Source organism: Wolbachia endosymbiont (group A) of Oxytorus armatus, from assembly GCF_964027005.1.
Taxonomy (GTDB): Bacteria; Pseudomonadota; Alphaproteobacteria; order Rickettsiales; family Anaplasmataceae; genus Wolbachia; species Wolbachia pipientis.
In genome coordinates this window covers 721,988-738,985 of the sequence record NZ_OZ034719.1, presented here as the reverse complement: position 1 = coordinate 738,985, position 16,998 = coordinate 721,988, and the positions used below count along the sequence as shown (strand labels likewise).

At 35.2% G+C, this 16,998-nt stretch carries 11 protein-coding genes; 7 read left to right on the top strand and 4 right to left on the bottom strand.

What is annotated here, in order from left to right; all coding sequences use genetic code 11:
* Positions 1-567: 567 nt before the first annotated feature.
* Positions 568-1,101: an HK97 family phage prohead protease gene (locus tag AAGD79_RS03640; protein WP_174515881.1), complete on the top strand. Its 534-nt coding sequence runs from the start codon at positions 568-570 to the stop codon at positions 1,099-1,101.
* A gap of 135 nt (positions 1,102-1,236) precedes the next feature.
* Positions 1,237-2,817: a hypothetical protein gene (locus AAGD79_RS03635; protein ID WP_341811121.1), complete on the top strand. Its 1,581-nt coding sequence runs from the start codon at positions 1,237-1,239 to the stop codon at positions 2,815-2,817.
* A 282-nt stretch (positions 2,818-3,099) separates the two neighbouring features.
* Here the strand turns inward: AAGD79_RS03635 and AAGD79_RS03630 are convergent, their stop codons facing one another.
* Together AAGD79_RS03630 and AAGD79_RS03625 are read right to left on the bottom strand one after the other, a co-directional pair.
* The gene (locus AAGD79_RS03630) at positions 3,100-4,272 is read right to left on the bottom strand and encodes a CCA tRNA nucleotidyltransferase (RefSeq protein ID WP_341811120.1); all 1,173 of its coding nucleotides are present in this window, start codon (positions 4,270-4,272) and stop codon (positions 3,100-3,102) included.
* 75 nt (positions 4,273-4,347) lie between these two features.
* Positions 4,348-5,280 (bottom strand): hypothetical protein, encoded by a 933-nt coding sequence (locus tag AAGD79_RS03625; RefSeq protein WP_341811119.1) that lies wholly within the window; start codon positions 5,278-5,280, stop codon positions 4,348-4,350.
* A 117-nt stretch (positions 5,281-5,397) separates the two neighbouring features.
* Between AAGD79_RS03625 and ychF the strand changes: the two genes are divergently transcribed.
* The 5 genes from ychF (at position 5,398) to AAGD79_RS03600 (ending at position 12,812) form a co-directional block, all read left to right on the top strand.
* Complete coding sequence (gene ychF / locus AAGD79_RS03620) at positions 5,398-6,492, top strand: redox-regulated ATPase YchF (RefSeq protein ID WP_341811118.1); 1,095 nt, start codon at positions 5,398-5,400, stop codon at positions 6,490-6,492.
* Positions 6,493-6,594: 102 nt separating this feature from the next.
* Positions 6,595-7,788 carry an ankyrin repeat domain-containing protein gene (locus AAGD79_RS03615; protein WP_070356816.1) on the top strand — a complete coding sequence of 398 codons (1,194 nt, stop codon included), beginning with the start codon at positions 6,595-6,597 and terminating at the stop codon, positions 7,786-7,788.
* Positions 7,781-9,586 (top strand): pentapeptide repeat-containing protein, encoded by a 1,806-nt coding sequence (locus tag AAGD79_RS03610; protein WP_341811117.1) that lies wholly within the window; start codon positions 7,781-7,783, stop codon positions 9,584-9,586. The genes AAGD79_RS03615 and AAGD79_RS03610 overlap by 8 nt, the downstream gene beginning before the upstream one ends.
* Positions 9,570-10,178 carry a guanylate kinase gene (gene gmk / locus AAGD79_RS03605; RefSeq protein ID WP_341811115.1) on the top strand — a complete coding sequence of 203 codons (609 nt, stop codon included), beginning with the start codon at positions 9,570-9,572 and terminating at the stop codon, positions 10,176-10,178. The genes AAGD79_RS03610 and gmk overlap by 17 nt, the downstream gene beginning before the upstream one ends.
* 282 nt (positions 10,179-10,460) lie before the next feature.
* On the top strand, positions 10,461-12,812 hold the full coding sequence (locus tag AAGD79_RS03600) for an ankyrin repeat domain-containing protein (RefSeq protein ID WP_341811114.1): 2,352 nt from the start codon (positions 10,461-10,463) through the stop codon (positions 12,810-12,812).
* Here AAGD79_RS03600 and sdhA read toward each other — a convergent pair whose 3' ends face one another.
* The gene (sdhA, locus tag AAGD79_RS03595) at positions 12,813-14,612 is read right to left on the bottom strand and encodes a succinate dehydrogenase flavoprotein subunit (RefSeq protein WP_044471210.1); all 1,800 of its coding nucleotides are present in this window, start codon (positions 14,610-14,612) and stop codon (positions 12,813-12,815) included.
* Positions 14,613-15,457: 845 nt separating this feature from the next.
* Positions 15,458-16,879, bottom strand: a complete 1,422-nt coding sequence (gene gltX / locus AAGD79_RS03590; RefSeq protein WP_341811113.1) for a glutamate--tRNA ligase — start codon at positions 16,877-16,879, stop codon at positions 15,458-15,460.
* Positions 16,880-16,998 lie beyond the last annotated feature (119 nt).

The window sequence follows — 16,998 nt, the reverse complement described above, 5'->3', positions numbered from 1 at the left end:
CTTTGTTGCATCGCTACTTATGAAAGGCTAACTATAGTTAGGATTATAAGCAACCTATTGAAAATCTTGTTTTTTTGCAATCAATCTGATCAAATTTAAGAATAGTAATTTGTTATTTATATTAATAAATTTAATTCTATTGAAAATAGCTAAAGCATTGAAATTCTTGAATTTTAGCCGGATTGGTAAATGGTAGTGAAATTTCTTTTACTCAAATTTAGGTATTCATTGACCGTTCTTGTTATAAATACCAGAATAATAAGCTACTGATATTCCCTATCTTTTTTATCTTTAATCCATCATAGCTAGCGATGCAACAAAGCCATCCCAGTGTCAAGCACTGGGATGACAAAAAAAGGAGGCTACTCGGATGACAGGAGAAGGTACTGCCGTCATAAAGGAACCAGTTTCAGCTACTTTCATGACATCGTTGTAACATTGTACCATATTACAATTTAGCGTTTTTAGTAACTAAGAAAAGTGCTTCCCCCTTTTAGAGCACTGCATATAATAGAATTATATCGCAGTGCATTGCGAAACAAAATTCCCAATACTACAGGAGGCTTTATGAATAAGAAATTTCTCTATTCACCATTGTCAATAAAAAGCATAGGAGAAAACGGTGTATTTTCTGGTTATGCTAGCGTTTTTAATATAGTTGATAAACAAAATGATCTGATATTGCCTGGAGCATTTAAGGAAAATTTAAACAGAAATAAAATAAAACTCCTTTGGCAGCATAATCCTGACGAACCTATAGGTAGTATCATAGATATTTACGAAAATGATGTTGGTCTATATATAATTGCACATTTACTTTTGGGTATTCAGAAAGCAGAAGAAGTGTATTTGATGCTCAAAACTGGGGCAATTAACGGACTTTCCATCGGCTATATACCTATAGAGTATGATGTTGATCATAAAAGTGGAGCTAGAGTGTTAAAACAAGTGGAATTATGGGAAGTCAGTTTGGTCACTTTTCCTGCAAACTTGGCTGCTCAGGTAATCAATGTGAAAAATCAGAACAATGAACAGGAAGTGTTAGCAAGAGCGATAGAAAAAGCAAATGCTGTACTTGCAGACATGTACATTTCTGCTTAAAGTGTATTAGGCGGGCAAAGACTTTACCATAATTTGACACCTGTGTTAGTATTTGTTTAACATTTATACTAATATATATAACTTTATTACTATTAAAATTTTCTGTAAATTAAAGTTAAAAAATAAGGTAATTTTATGCTAAATATTAATAATAAGGTTAATTATGAAATTAATATTAAGCGAAAGGAAAAAAAATACAGCTGGTCTACTGTATTTGCTTGGTTATATCTAAAAACGATTGGACGAATATTGCCCAAGAGATGGAATAGATGGGCAGAAAATATTTTGTACTACGATAAAACTACTGCAAACAATGAAGTTCAAACTGATGCTTTTAAGACAATAGATGGAAGTGTTCAAGTTGACTTAAAACCTGAAGTTGTAGAGAAAGAGAGCCAAAGTGTAGTGATAAACAAAGATGGAGGGGTTCAGACTGATGGAGTAGCATTGATAACAGAGGAAGATGATGAAGCATTAGAAGAACAGCTGGAGGGCATAAATCAGGAATTAGAACTTGAACGTTTACAAAATGCTTCCTTAAAAGAAGAAAATAGAGAATTACGATCTGCAATTGAAGGACTTGAAAAGAGTTATAAGGGACTTACAGAAGATGCAGGCGAACGAGAAGAGGAACTAACCAAATACAAACAAGATAAAAAAGCAATGCAGGATAAAGTTGATGAACAACAGAAAACTATATTTGATCAATACATGATAATAAGAGAGCAAGGAGAAGAAATTGAAGCTACTAGGAAAGATAATGAAAGTCTGCAAGCACAAATAATAGAACTTAAGAGTAGGTTAAAGGACAAGGAGGATAAATTAATTGAATTGAATCAACAATGGCAAGCTAGCAAATTAGTGGCTTTACTTAAATCACAGACTGATAAATTGTGTCAGGCTAAAGACAAAAATACTGAATTAGAAAATAAAGTCAGTGACTTAGGTCATGAAAACAAAGCTCTACGATTAAGTGTAAATACATTGACTGCTCAATTGGGTGAAATGGAGAACTTGGGGAAGCAATTACAAAGTGTTCAAGAATCTAAACAACAATTGGAGATTGATTTAGAAGGTCAATTGAAAGCTGACACTAAGAAACTACAGGAAGCAAAAGAAGGTCAATTGGCTAAAAAGGCAGGTGCAGTGAGTACAGTATCTACTGCAAAATCAACTCTTTCAAAATTACGAAACTTGCCCAATAAGCTTTCTAGGGATAAGGGTCTCAATAACTTTTTATCTGGGAAAAACGAGGAGTTAAAAAAAGGTTTTCCTGAATTTAAAGAGAAACACTTTTGCCATAACGTGCTTAATGAAACTATAAAGTCTCTATCAAATCAAGATGATGGCAAATTTGAAAGCAGTAAGCTGCTTGAATTATTAGAAAGTAATTTGAAACAATCCGCAAGGGAGATCATAGAAGCTAAGGTTAAAGAAGTTGTCAACGAACATTGTAACATTGGAAAAAATATGGGTAAAGAACTACGAGATGACACGTTAAAAGCCAAGTTGTCACCTTCTGTTAGAAAATGCGTAAAAAAATTAGAATTTAACAAACAAGAAGGGGTAAATAAGATTGTAGACTCTATCTTGCACAGCTTTAATAGCAAGAAGAATAATAATAACGACTCAGGAGAATTGCTTAAAGAAATTGTTACAGGAAAATTAACAGAGGCTAAAATGAAATGTTTTTCAAATAAGATTCAAGAGTTATAGCCTTTCTTATAATAGTCCGAATGCGATAAGATATGTGTTTATGGCTATAGCAGGCCAGTAGCATATTACGGTCTGTTCGGATTATTGTAAAAAGAGCTATACAACTGGCATTAAGCATAAGAGATAAATTTTTATCTCCAGATCAGGGAATGTGTAATCAAACTCAAGGAGGAGTAAACGAATATCAATTAACAGAAAAAGCTAAAAAAGAACATATACCTAATTCCTCTATGAGTTCCCCTAATATTGCAAGCATACATTCATTGAACAGTCAGAAAGCAGTTAGAATAGGCTCTTAGCATAAAGCACCAGCTCCTCTTTTGTTAAAGTGTAGGAGCTATCTTCCCAATGTTGTTTTAGCAATTCCAAGTTTCTACCTAAACTTTTTCCTGGCTGGTGACCTATACTTATTAAATCATCGCCAGATAAAGGAAATTTTGGAATATTGAATGTGTTAGCAAATGAAATGTATTCATCAACATTTTCTCCAGACTCAACACCACAAATTTTCACTAAATCACAATATAATTCTCTACCAAATAAAGATATGTATTTTTTTTGCTCTTTTTCTGAGAGTTCTGTTTTGATATCGTTGGATAATAAAAATAACAGCTTTTTCTTTTGCTTGTTTGAAAGACGTAGAAACTTACTTACATATTCTCCAAGACTTAGCCTGTCATTTTTGGTGGTCCTAAGGAGTAACGCTAATTTTACTAGTGCATCAGTGCCGAAAAGAAGTGACGAAGACAGAATTTCGCATTTTACTTTTTTTGGGATAATCTTTTGCAAAACATCAGATTCTTGCATGCTCTTAAGTGTTGGAAAAGGATCATTGCACTCCAGCAATTTAAGTATTTCATCTCTTATTCTCTCTCCAGAGAGGTTTTGAATCATATGCGAATGCTTTTTGCATACGTTTAGTATTTCATCACTCAAATCTCCGACACATATTTTTGCATGAAAACGAAATGCTCTTAAAATACGTAGATAGTCTTCTTTAATTCTATCTTCAGCGTTGCCTATAAAGTTTAACCTTCGCGCTTTTAAGTCCTCTATACCACCAAAGTAGTCATATATATGGCCATGCTTATCTGCATACAGAGCATTAAATGTAAAGTCGCGCCTTGAAGCATCCGCTTGCCAATTATTGGTAAATTCTACTTTTGCATGCCTACCATCACATTTCACATCATGCCTTAGTGTTGTGATCTCAAAAGATCTTTGATTTAGAACCGCAGTGATAGTTCCATGTTTTAAGCCAGTTGGAATAGTTTTAATATTACGGAGTTTTAGCGCTTTAATCGTTTGATTGGGAAGCAAATTAGTAGCTAAATCGATGTCGTGGACATCACGCTGCAAAATTGAGTCTCTCACACACCCGCCGACAAGCCTAGCCTCACCACCAAATTCCTCTATGGCATCAATAATTAAACTAGTCTCATGGTCAACTTGCATTTAGGTTAGTACGTACTGCAAGTTCATATTATATGAAATGCTTGCAAAAGCCCTATATAAAAATATACAGGGCTATTAAGATTTTACAAGTTGTGGTGCTCGTTGTTGATGAAATGGTTCTGCCATCGATTCCGTACCACATCTTAGTAAACTTGAAGGGTTTTGCTGCTCTATGCGCTGCTTTATATCACTAACGCACTGCCCTACAACATCACCAATTTTTCCATCAGCATTTTCTGCCAATAACTTATCAAATCCCTTTTCAACCTCTGCTCTCTCAGAGATATCCTTTGAAAGGTTACAATATTCTAAGATCTCGTCTAGCTGCAGTTTTTTTGCTAATAGGAAATCTTCTTGTTCTTGCTCTTGTTTAAGCTTGGTTTCCTCTTGCAGTTGTTTTGCTAAACTTTTATTTCTATCAAGCAATGGTTCGAAATGCAATCCGCCTTTGTTTATTATATGCACAATACTACTATCATCATAATCAACTTTATTGTATTCACCTGCACTTTTTGAACCTGAATTGTCTATTAATTCATGCAAAGACAGATCTTGGTTATCAACATTCTGGTTCTCTATAACATGTAGCTTTACCTTATACTTTTCACAAAGTATTCTGCCTTCAACGTCAGGATCACCCCACCTACTGTTACGCATAATGTCTGCTGTATAATCATCTACAGTTTCACTACGGTGCTGGCCATTGTTATCATGACTATTGACAATTGCATTTGTAAACCACTTTGGTGGATTCTTTTGCGCAAATTCCCTACAATCATTTCTTAATTTTTCGGCAGTAACTTGCTCTCCTGTCTGTTGTTCTAGACTTTGCCTGAACGAGTCAAAAAAACAGCTTCCATTACCAATTGCTTGTCCTACATAGAAATTGTCAGGGTAAGGGTTACTATTTAAAAGAGTTATTTCTTGCCCTGAGATCTTGGGCCTTTTTATTCCAACCTCAACATCATGAAAGTCACTTGGTAGTTTCCGTTTCTTAGCTGTAGTCATAGTTTTACCTTAATTTAAGCTATATATTACTATACCAACAAAATTGTCAATAAGCGACTAATTAAGTATAGCAGAAATTTTTAAATTATGCAATAGTTATAATTTTACATAGCAAATATGAGTTTTAACTGCGGTATAGTTGGGTTACCAAACATAGGAAAATCAACCTTATTTAATGCGCTTACAGAGTCAAGTGCAGCCGAAGCTGCAAATTATCCTTTTTGCACAATCGAGCCAAATATAGGCAAGATTTCGATAAAAGATCAACGTTTGAAACAAATCGCAGCAATTGCAGGCTCAGAGAAGGTAATCTACAACCAATTAGAAGTTGTAGATATTGCAGGTCTGGTAAAGGGTGCGAGTAAAGGTGAAGGGCTCGGCAATAAATTTTTAAGCCATATCAGAGAAGTTGATGCCATCGTTCATCTGCTCAGGTGCTTTACGGATGACGATATCAGCCATGTACACAGTAAAATAGATCCAATATCAGATGCTGAAGTGGTAGAAATGGAATTAATCCTAGCTGATATTGATAGCATAGAAAAAAGGCTTCCTCAATTGGAAAAGAAAGCAAAGCAAGGTGATAAAGAGCTAAAGAGACAACTTGAATTAATGCAAGAGGTACTGGCTACTTTAAAATCAGGTAGACCTGCAAGAAGTTTGGAGAATATCGATGGAGATGAGATGAAGTTGCTTCAATTGCTGACAACAAAGCCCGTTATGTACGTTTGCAATGTTGAAGATACAAATGTTATAACTGGCAATGAATTATCTAAAAAGGTAGAGAGAATGGCAGAGGAAAATAAAAGCAAATTTTATTGCATTTCAGCAAAACTCGAAGCAGATATTGCAAATCTTGATAGTGAAGAGGAAAAACAGAGTTTTTTATCAGAATTTGGCTTACAAGAATCAGGCCTTGATGGAGTAGCGCGTATTATGTATGAAGTGCTGAGTATGATAACTTTCTTTACTGTGGGCCCCAAAGAAGCACGGGCATGGCCAGTAAAAATAGGGTCAACAGCCGATAAAGCAGCAGGTGTAATCCACACTGATTTTGAGAAAGGCTTTATAAAAGCAGAGACAATAAGCTTTGCAGACTACATAAAGTATGGAAGTGAACCGGCTTGTAAAGACGCAGGAAAAATTCGCTTTGAAGGCAGAGATTACATCGTGCAAGATGGTGATATAATGCACTTTAGGTTTAATGTGTAGTAATTTATCCTTTCTATTGGTTTTTTATCTAAGGCATTTTTTACTGTAGATTAATCATTTGATTATAGTATCATTTTAATTAAGCTTATGCTTGGGATATTTATGAAGAATATTTTATATTTTATATTATTAGCTGTCGTATTCGGATCACCCATCCTGTTTGCCGTAGAGCAGCTTGAAGAAAAGAAAATTGAATCAGTTCATAAAAACGAAAATGTAGGTGTAAGGAAGCAAGATAGCACAAATCAAAAAGATGAGTTGAAAAGCAACGTCGATGCTAAACAAACACAAGAGGCTGAGAGCAAAAGATTAGACGGCACTACCGATAAAGAGAAACTGCAACACAACGAGAACAAAGCTTTCGTGGTTGAAAAAACTATAAGTGAAGGTGAAAGGATTGATAAAGATTTGCCAAATGACCAGCTAGAAGGAAGCACAGACAAATTTGCTCAAAATTTACCAAATGTGGCCAATAAAGAAGTGAATAAAGATTTGAAACCAGAGCCTTTGCCTTTAAGTGCTGATTTAAATGAGAATACAGCTAACCCGCAAAAAAATCTACAAGCTGATCAGAAGATTGATATAAAAGATAATGAACTTTCAAAAAGTGATGCGAGTCAATTATTAGAGGGAAAAAAAGAAAAAGTAGAGAATCAGTCTGAAGAAAAAAAAGTGAAAGAAACAAACAGTAATTCCAAGGACCGCAATAGAGTAAAACCTATAACTAAAAAAGATGAAGAAGAGCAAAGTGAAAAGAAAAGTTTACAAAAATGGACAAAGCTAAACAGAGAACCAATAAAAGAATGGGGTCATAAAGACATACAAAGCAAGTCAATATATAAACGACAATATGATAGCCTTAATGAGCATCTTCCTACAACTGTGTTTATTGATGATTACAGTAAGCAATTTTTTTACTGCATTAAGAAGAACAACTTAACTTGCTTAAGAGGAGTAATAAGTAAGCTAGAAAAAATTGGATTAACAATTCAAGAGATACTAAGGTTTAGAAATAAATTGGGTGATACTCCTCTCATTTATTCAGTTAAACAAGGTGAGGTAGACATAGTGCGCTTTCTCTTATTACAAGGTGCTGATCTTAGAGTAGTTAACAATAATTTTCAATCCCCAATTGATATAGCAATCGAAAAAAAGCAGATCAATATAATAAATGCGATTGCCGAAATGATGCCACATCTTTTGGAGGATAGAAAAATAGACAATAAAGAAAGCTCAGCAATGTACGATTGGGCTGTGAAAACGAAAGAAATACAGTGCGATAAGCAAGATGATTAGATTTTTGATATTAATTTTAGTTGGTCATTTATGTTATGGAAACGAAACAAATGATGAAAAAAATCAGATTAGTGATTTTTTAAACGCTTTGCGTGATGCAAAATACGTATCTTACAGTAAAAAAGACTTTGCTGAATTTTTGGTGCAGTGCCACAAAGAGGGCGTGCCAGAAGATTTTAAGAAAGGTTTTGGTTCTAACTTAAATGGAGCTAATTTTAACCAACTGTACCTAAGTAAATCTGTTTTTGATGGAGTAAGTCTGATTGGTGCCGATTTTTCTAACACCGATTTATCCGATGTGTCTTTCATTGATGTTGATTTACGTGGTGCTAATTTTTCCAATGCTAATTTACATGGCATTAAAATAAAAGGTACAAATTTGAGTTTTACAAAATTTGTTTCTGCAAACTTAACAGATATCGTATTTGATCAGTCTAATGTTAGTTATGCTGATTTTATCAGTTCCGATCTCAAAAAAGTAAGTATGCACAACGTAATTGGTTTGCATACTAATTTCTCGAATGTGAAAATGAATTTCTCCAACTTATCAAACTCGAATGTTAGCCACGTAAATTTTAGTGATAGTGAAATAAACGATACTGTTATGCAGAAAAACAACCTTGATAATGCAAGTTTCTTTGGAGTGGATGCATATAAATTAAAGATACAATTTTCTTCATTAAAAAATGCTAACATATATGGTGCAGAGTTAAAAGAATCAGACTTTACAGGTAGCAATCTTTCCGATGCTTGCCTTAATTCTTCTATCATAATTAACAGTAACTTCGACGAAACTGATTTAAGCAACACACAAATTTCCTATGTGAATGACGATAATTCAAGTTTTGTTCAATCTATACTAAATGGTTCCAAGATAAAACATGCATATGTTTCTGAAGCAAATCTTCATGATGCTGATTTATCCAATATTGATTTTAGTTTTAGTGAACTGCATCAAGTTAATGTCTCTAATGCTGACATTCGTCACGGAAAGTTTCATAATACTAAAGTTGCAAATTCTAACATGAATGGCTCATTTTTTGACCATTCACTATTCACCTCTGCGAAGATAGAAGATTCAGACCTTTCTACAACTTCAATGTATAAGATAAAAATCCAAGACTCTCAAGTTTATAACAGTACACTTTCTCGCCATAATATTGATTCCAGTGAAATAGAAAATTCAACATTCTTTAATTTATTAGCTGATAATTCGAGCTGGTCCAATTTAAAAGTAACTAATTCAAATTTTATTGAAAGCGATTTCAGATCTTCTTTGCTTCACGCTAATGCCTTTAGGAAAACTAGCTTTTTTCTTAGCAATTTGAGTAATTCAACAATTAGTGATATGTCTTTTCTCTCTTCAAGCATATATAAAAGTTCAGTTGTTGATGCTCACTTAACAGGTTGCAAATTTGATAATTCAATTTTGATTGACAATAAAGGACAGAAAAAACTTGCAGGTTCAGAAAATGCTATAACTTCGATTAAAGATTTGCAAGAGAAAATATCACAGGGTGAAAAATTTAATGTAAATTATTCTTACTTTGAATTTAAGAATATGAATTTAGAAAATGCCGATTTTTCTAATTCAACATTGAGTAGAGCAAAGTTTGTAAACGTTAATTTGAATAAGGCAAATTTTGAAAAGACCGATTTGCGCTATACTGTCTTTGATAACTCTTCTCTCATTGGCACCAACTTATCAAATTCTAATTTAGAAGGTTCTAGCTTTTTAAACTCTGATCCAAAAAGCACCATGTTAAAAAATGCAAAGAAAAATGACCGTAAAAAGTGAGGGCGTATTATTGGTTCTATCCTCCCCTTCTGGAGCTGGAAAAACTACTATATCAGCAAAATTACTTGAGCGATCAACTAATTTAGTTAGGTCTGTTTCTATGACTACGCGCAAGCCTCGCCCCGGCGAAATAAATGGAAAAGACTATTTTTTCGTTACCGAAGAAAAATTTCACGAGTTATGCAAAGCTGGCCAAATGCTTGAATACGCCAAAGTTTTTGAGAATTTTTATGGTATACCAAGAAATTTTATAGAGCAAAACTTAAGCAATGGAATAAGCATTTTACTCAGCATAGACTGGCAAGGAGCATTTCACTTATTCAAGCTCATGAGAAAAAAAGTTGTAAGTGTTTTTATACTTCCCCCTTCAATGGAAGAGCTTAGGTTGCGTTTGCAAAAGCGTAATAGTGATGATGCAAGCGAAATAGAGCGCAGATTAGCCGAAGCTCAAAAAGAGATAAGCAAACGTGATAAATATGATTATGTAATAATCAATGATGATATTGATAAAAGTGTAGAAGAGATAAGCTCCATACTAAATAAAGAAAGACTTAAAAAACTAAAAGAAAAACCAAGTCTGGAAGATTTATAAAAAATCAATTTGGATATTTGCAGCTATAGTTTCTTATCCTATTTTAGCCAATAGCACATTTCACAGTTTAGCTATATTTATTATTTTTTAAGATTAAATGGTTAAAATAGTAGCAACTGTTCAAGTGAGGATTTGACTATGATAACAGATTTTCTAATAGAAACTAGTTTTCTGCCTTTCCACCTATACATATACAACGTTTAGCTCAATTTAAAAGTCAAACTTCTTGGTTGTTAGTTTAGTGCTGACAACTTAAATAGCTTTTAATATTGAGGTTTTAGTATGGGTATAGATATAACTGCACTAACTACTAATGCAGATAAATTAGGTGAATGCATAGATAAAAATAAAAAGCAAGAGCAGGATAGAAAAGACGAGCAATTGTATGGCATTATAGAGAGAAAGGTAAAAAAAGAAGAACACAAGCGTGAAAAACCAAGAGGTCAAGATGGAACCCTCAAGAAGTGTAAAAGGTTATTTGAGAAAGATGCTAGTCCTGAAGTATTAACTAAATTAGAAGAATCACTTAGAGAACAAGAAAAATATTATAGGTATTATGTCCAATGCTTCCTTCCAGTGCTAGATAAAGCAATAGAACGATCGAAAAAAATATCAAATGAAACAAAAGAGCGAGTAAAGCAAGCAATTTCAGAAATTACTTATAATAGCAGATATTGTTTTACCCACAACCGTAGGGACAGCGAAACAGAGAGTGGCTACGGCAGTGATGTTGAAGATGATCATGAAGTAGAAATAAGCAACGAAATAACAAATAACAATGCTCTACTACTAAAAGCGATCAAAAATGGAAATAACAGGAAATTTAGAAAATATCTAAAAGATTGTACGGATATTAGCAGCATAAAAGCTGAAGAAGGGAAAAATATTTTACACCTCATTGCGTCGTTGGAAAAGAAACAGAAATGCAAGTTTCTGGGTACCCTAATAAAAACGGTCACCAAGGAAGATCTAGCACAACTCATTAATAGTGAAAATCAGACCCCTTTTCAGGTAGCACTAATTAACAAGGTAACAAAAGAAAAACATGAGTCTAATACAATTCGAAGTAACGATAACACACTTAAGTTTCTTACAAAATTGTTAGAGCATGGAGCCAGCTCTGATAATTTAGAATTATCTACAGAAGAATTACAAAACTTAAAAGAGGAGCAAAAGACATACTACCGTAATTTCTTAGAAAAATTAGCAGAGCAAGGAAAGAAATCTAAATTAAAGCCAGAAATAAGAATCAATACAGAAGCAAAAATTAAAGAAATTATACCACATACCATAAATACTCCAGATAGTAATGATAATTATCTATTACATCCAGTAATTAAAAATAGTGATAAAAAACTTTTTAAAGAACTATTGGAAAAAGGTGCGGATATTAGCCTTAAAGACACAGATGGTAACAATGCTTTACACTTGATTGTTAAACCTGAAACAAAACAAAAACTTAAACTTCTCAATATATTGCTAGAAACAGGCCAAAAAGAACAATTTATAAAAGCTGTAAATGATAAAAAAGAAGGGCAAACACCGCTCCATCAGATACTCCAGCGCATACAAGAGAAGAGTGAGAACCGATCACTTAAGAAATTTGAAAAAACTAAAAGGTATGAAACCCTAGAACTATTGCTAAAAAACGGTGCAGATATTACTGTGCAAGATAAAGATGAAAAAAATGCTCTGCACTATATTGCTTCATTCAAAGGAGAACAAAAAGTTGCATGTTTGGAATTGATTTTAGGTTTAGTAAAAAATGGAACAATATCTAAAGATAAATTAGGTAAAGCTATAAATGCTAAGAATGGAGAAGGGAGCACACCCCTAGAATTGGCATTAAAGAAAAAAGCAAAAAAAGGAAGTATCGAACACCTATTGCAAGGAACAATTTTTGATACAGCAACTGCTTATGACAATACAACAAAATTTTGTACAATGCTGCTAGAAATAGGCGCTGATCCCTGTTCTCTGGAGCTGAAAGATCCAAAATTCCATACTAAAAAGTACTATTTAACTTTACGAGATCTAAAAGATTATTCAGGGACTCCACAGAAAGCACAGGAGAAAGCTAAAGAACTAAAAGAGAAGCTTGAAGAAAAATACCACTGTAAAACTGCTTCAAAAAAATGCAAGTCTGGCATTAAAGAAGCAGGTTCTGGTATAAAAAAAGGAGTATCTGCTGTAGCAGGATTCATAGATCCAGCAAAAAGGACCCGCGAACTGTTAGCAATCACGATAACGATTACTGTTATTGCAATGGTAACATTTGCTTTCTTTCAGGGTCAAATGGCAATTGGAGCAGCCATTCCTATCATAGCTACTGCTGGAGTTATATGCCTTACTTTAACTTTAGGATTTAGTGGTATTAAGAAACTTTTTGAAAAATCAACCAACAAAGCACAGAACACATTTAACGACAAAAACCGCTCTAATTCAACAACAGAGCAGAATCAAGCTTCGAAGAACCTTGTTAATAATGATCAACAGAATTTAAGGAATGAGACTAAAACTCAAGCAGTACAAGAGTCACCAAATCAATCAGAGCATACTGAGAGTCATCCAGACACTAAAATGAGTGCCATATCAATAATGAACTCGTTGAAAAATTGTGTAGGGATAGTGTAACTAGTAAACCCTCTTCTCTGGCGCTATGAAATCAATCTCACCGCTCAGAGTTTTTTCAGCCACTTTTTTATAATCAATTTTTACGTTAATTTGCCCTTTCTTTTCTTCAAGCCACGCTATAGTGTGCTTCATCCAGTTTTTGTCATCACGTTCAGGAAAGTCTTCACGAGCATGGGCACCTCTGCTTTCCTCGCGATTAGCTGCGCATTCCATGGTAATAACCGCTTGTGGGATCATGTTAGCAAGCTCCAGTGCTTCAACTAAATCACTATTCCACATCATACTGCGATCCTCAAGTGAAATATCAGGCATCATTTTTGCTACCTTTTTTATAGCTTTTTTGCCTTCTTCTAAAACTTCAGCAACACGGAACACTGATGCGTACTTTTGCATAGTGTTCTGCATTTCGCTGCGTATTTTTGCTACTTTTAGCCCACCGGAGGCAAATCGCATTTTATTAAATCTATCTACTATCCAGTCTGTGCAGTCTGAATGCAATTTTTTATGTGGTGTACCGGACTTTAGCTTCTCTTTTGCTCTGAGCGCTGCAGCTCTACCAAAAACCACAAGATCAAGAAGCGAGTTAGAGCCAAGTCGATTTGCACCGTGCACAGAGACACACGCAGCTTCTCCAATTGCAAATAGTCCATCTACCACCTCTTCCTTACCTTGCTTCAGCGTGATCACTTCTCCATAATAATTGGTTGGAATGCCACCCATGTTATAGTGAACAGTCGGAATGACCGGTATTGGATCTTTAGTGACATCAACTCCAGCAAAAGTTCTTGCGGTTTCGCTAATGCCCGGCAATCTGAGTTTTATTACTTCCGGATCAAGATGCGCTATAGTTAAATACATGTAATCTTTTTTCGGTCCAACTCCCCTTCCCTCTCTAATTTCAATTGTTATTGCGCGACTTACCACATCACGGGAAGCTAAATCTTTTGCTTTTGGTGCGTAACGTTCCATAAACTTCTCGCCCTGAGAATTAACGAGGTACCCCCCTTCACCACGGCATCCTTCTGTCATCAGGCACCCTGAGCCATATATTCCTGTTGGATGAAATTGTACAAATTCCATATCTTCAAGTGGTAATCCAGCCCTTACTACCATGCCATTACCATCACCTGTGCAGGTATGCGCACTTGTTGCAGAGAAATAAACACGTCCATATCCACCTGTTGCTAACACCACTCTATGCGCACGAAATCTATGTAATGTGCCGTCGCATAGCGACCAAGCAAGAACTCCGCAGCATGTTTCGCTATCCATAATTAAATCAATCACAAAGTATTCAACAAAAAATTCAGCGTTGAATTTAAGACACTGCTGATATAGAGTGTGAAGGATTGCGTGCCCAGTCTTATCTGCTGCCGCACAAGTGCGCTGCGCTGATTTTCCTTTACCAAAGTGAGTTGTCATTCCACCAAAGGAACGCTGGTATATTTTGCCATCTTCTGTACGAGAAAAAGGTACGCCAAAATTTTCAAGTTCAATAACAGCTTTAGCAGCGTTTTTACACATATATTCTATTGCATCTTGATCACCAAGCCAGTCTGAACCTTTTATTGTGTCATATGCATGCCAGCGCCAATCGTCTTCACCGATATTACCTAAAGCTGCACTAATTCCGCCTTGTGCTGCAACTGTATGACTTCGTGTAGGGAAAATTTTAGAAATGCAGGCAACTGAAAAATTAGTTGCAGCCATCCCAAGCGTTGCTCTGAGCCCTGCTCCACCTGCACCTACTACTACCACGTCATACTCATGTTCTATGATCTCATACGCTGACTTATCCATATTTACTTATTTTATCATTACAGGCTTATGATATCACAGAAGTAGAAAAAATCTATACAAGTTTTCTATAGTTAAGACGTCATGCCGCCGCGGCGCTAACAAGTAGCGGGATGACGGTTGTCGGGGTGTCATGAAAGTAGCTGACACTTGGGGTCTATGTTTTTTCTGGTCACACGTACAGCTGTACGAACATTGTGCTACTAGTAGGGTGTCATGCCAGTGCTTGACACTGGCATCCAGGAATTTTATTAAGTTGGTGAGTATAAAAGTAGCTGTTTTATGTTAAAATACGACGTTTTCGATGAGATTATATGGAAAACTGGATTCCAGTGTCAAGCACTGGAATGACACCTCTCTTGGGCTCTTTTAGCTATAAACATTAAGAAATTTACCAAATGAAAAAAAAGGCAAAAGAAGCCCTGGGGTTATTATCTGCTTTAAAATATTGGCGTTTTTTATGTTTTAAACGCTTGACAAGCGAGATTCAGCCGCTTTTAATTGCAACTAACCTACGCTGCAAATGTTTAAGAAATTTACCAAGCAGAAAAAAAGACAAAGAATCCCCGAGTTAGCTAGTCTTTTACTATCTCTGTCAAGTATTGGCATTTTTTGATGTCTTGTAACGCTTTATAAGCGCGTTCAGCTTATTTAGATAAAAATCTAGATGTAGATGAAGTTTTGTAAAGACATACAGTATCTATATACTGCAAAAAATTAAACATAAGACGCCGATACATTAAGTAATCCTTACCTTTTAATCTGCAGATTGGCGAAAGCAAATACAATAGCTTCACTGTCATGATAAAGGGGCTGGCAAAGCTTGTCAAGAAATTTTCTTATTTCATTTAAATTGCTTGTAACCTTCTTATACACTCATCTTTACCAAGAATCACCATGATATCAATGATTCCAGGTGCATCCATTACTCCAGTTATAGGGGCGCGTAATGAGTGGTATACATCGCTTATTTTCATATCGTGCAATTTTGCACATTCCTTGATCTGAGAAGATAAAAAACCCTTATTCCAATTTTCATCACCGATCTTTGACAGAAATGATGCGAGTAACTTAATTATATTGAGGTTAGATTTGACAATTTGACAAGCTTCTTCACTTAAATCAAGTGGCGGATCTTGAATATAAAATTTTGCTAAATCCAATAATTCGGTCAGGTAGTTTGCTCTTTTTTTTAGCTCTGTCAGTCCCTGCAGTAAATAGCCCTTTTTTTTGTCAGTTAGAGTATTTTCTCTAAGCATTAGAGTCAGAATATCTTCATTGCTCATATTACTAATATAGTGGTTATTCAAATGCTCCAGTTTTTTGAAATCGAGCCGTGCAGGTGAACGACCAATACTTTCTAAATTAAACCACTCTATTGCTTGCTCATCGCTAATAATCTCATCGTTGCCGTGACTCCAGCCAAGTCTCAGCAAGTAATTACGCATCGCTTTTGGCAATATTCCCATCTTTTCATAATCGCAAACGCTTGTGGCACCATGCCTTTTGGATAGCTTATTCCCATCTTCCCCATGGATAAGCGGCACATGTGCAAAGCGTGGAATGTCAAAATCAAGAGCCTGGTATATTAGCAGATGTTTAAAGGTATTAGTGAGATGGTCAGAACCGCGTATTATATCAGTTATTCCAGCATCATGATCGTCAATTACGACAGCAAAAATATATGTTGGAGTGTTGTCAGAGCGTAAGATCACTATATCATCAAGCTGGTTGCTATTTACTTTGATTTGGCCGTATATTTTATCATCAATAACGATCTCTTGCGAATCTGGCACTTTAAAGCGGACAACTGACCTCACACCCGATGTCATTCCAGCGCGTGACCACATATTTTTCCAGTGTCGGCTACTTGGATGACAAGAAGGAGGTTTTGTAGTACATTTATGCTTGTATATCTTGCCCTCTTCTCTTGCTTTTATTTTCTTTTCTGCAACTTCATCCTCAGGGCAATAACAGTGATACGCCCTACCCTTCTCAACTAAAAGGTTTGCTACTTCTTTATGCCGCTCTATTCTTTTTGACTGATATACTATTTCCCCATCATAGCTCATACCGAGCCATCTTAGCCCTTCTATAATTGCATCAATTGCTTCTTTCGTTGAACGTTTTCTGTCGGTGTCCTCAATTCTTAGCAAAAACCTGCCACCATGATGCTTTGCATAGAGCCAATTGAATAAAGCAGTACGAGCTCCTCCAATGTGCAAAAATCCTGTTGGTGATGGAGCAAATCTCGTGACTATACCTGGCATATTTGTCTGTTACAGTAATGTAAATGATGATAGCTAAAATTTATGTTTGTAACAATTTAGAATTTATTTGTTCTGAGAGATAAAATTTTATTTATTTTTCATAAATTGTGTTGTATAAT

Coding starts and splice junctions, on each gene's coding strand:
- AAGD79_RS03640 (WP_174515881.1), top strand. CDS start 568: ATGAATAAGAAATTTCTCTATTCACCATTGTCAATAAAAAGCATAGGA.
- AAGD79_RS03635 (WP_341811121.1), top strand. CDS start 1,237: ATGCTAAATATTAATAATAAGGTTAATTATGAAATTAATATTAAGCGA.
- AAGD79_RS03630 (WP_341811120.1), bottom strand. CDS start 4,272: ATGCAAGTTGACCATGAGACTAGTTTAATTATTGATGCCATAGAGGAA.
- AAGD79_RS03625 (WP_341811119.1), bottom strand. CDS start 5,280: ATGACTACAGCTAAGAAACGGAAACTACCAAGTGACTTTCATGATGTT.
- ychF (WP_341811118.1), top strand. CDS start 5,398: ATGAGTTTTAACTGCGGTATAGTTGGGTTACCAAACATAGGAAAATCA.
- AAGD79_RS03615 (WP_070356816.1), top strand. CDS start 6,595: ATGAAGAATATTTTATATTTTATATTATTAGCTGTCGTATTCGGATCA.
- AAGD79_RS03610 (WP_341811117.1), top strand. CDS start 7,781: ATGATTAGATTTTTGATATTAATTTTAGTTGGTCATTTATGTTATGGA.
- gmk (WP_341811115.1), top strand. CDS start 9,570: ATGACCGTAAAAAGTGAGGGCGTATTATTGGTTCTATCCTCCCCTTCT.
- AAGD79_RS03600 (WP_341811114.1), top strand. CDS start 10,461: ATGGGTATAGATATAACTGCACTAACTACTAATGCAGATAAATTAGGT.
- sdhA (WP_044471210.1), bottom strand. CDS start 14,612: ATGGATAAGTCAGCGTATGAGATCATAGAACATGAGTATGACGTGGTA.
- gltX (WP_341811113.1), bottom strand. CDS start 16,879: ATGCCAGGTATAGTCACGAGATTTGCTCCATCACCAACAGGATTTTTG.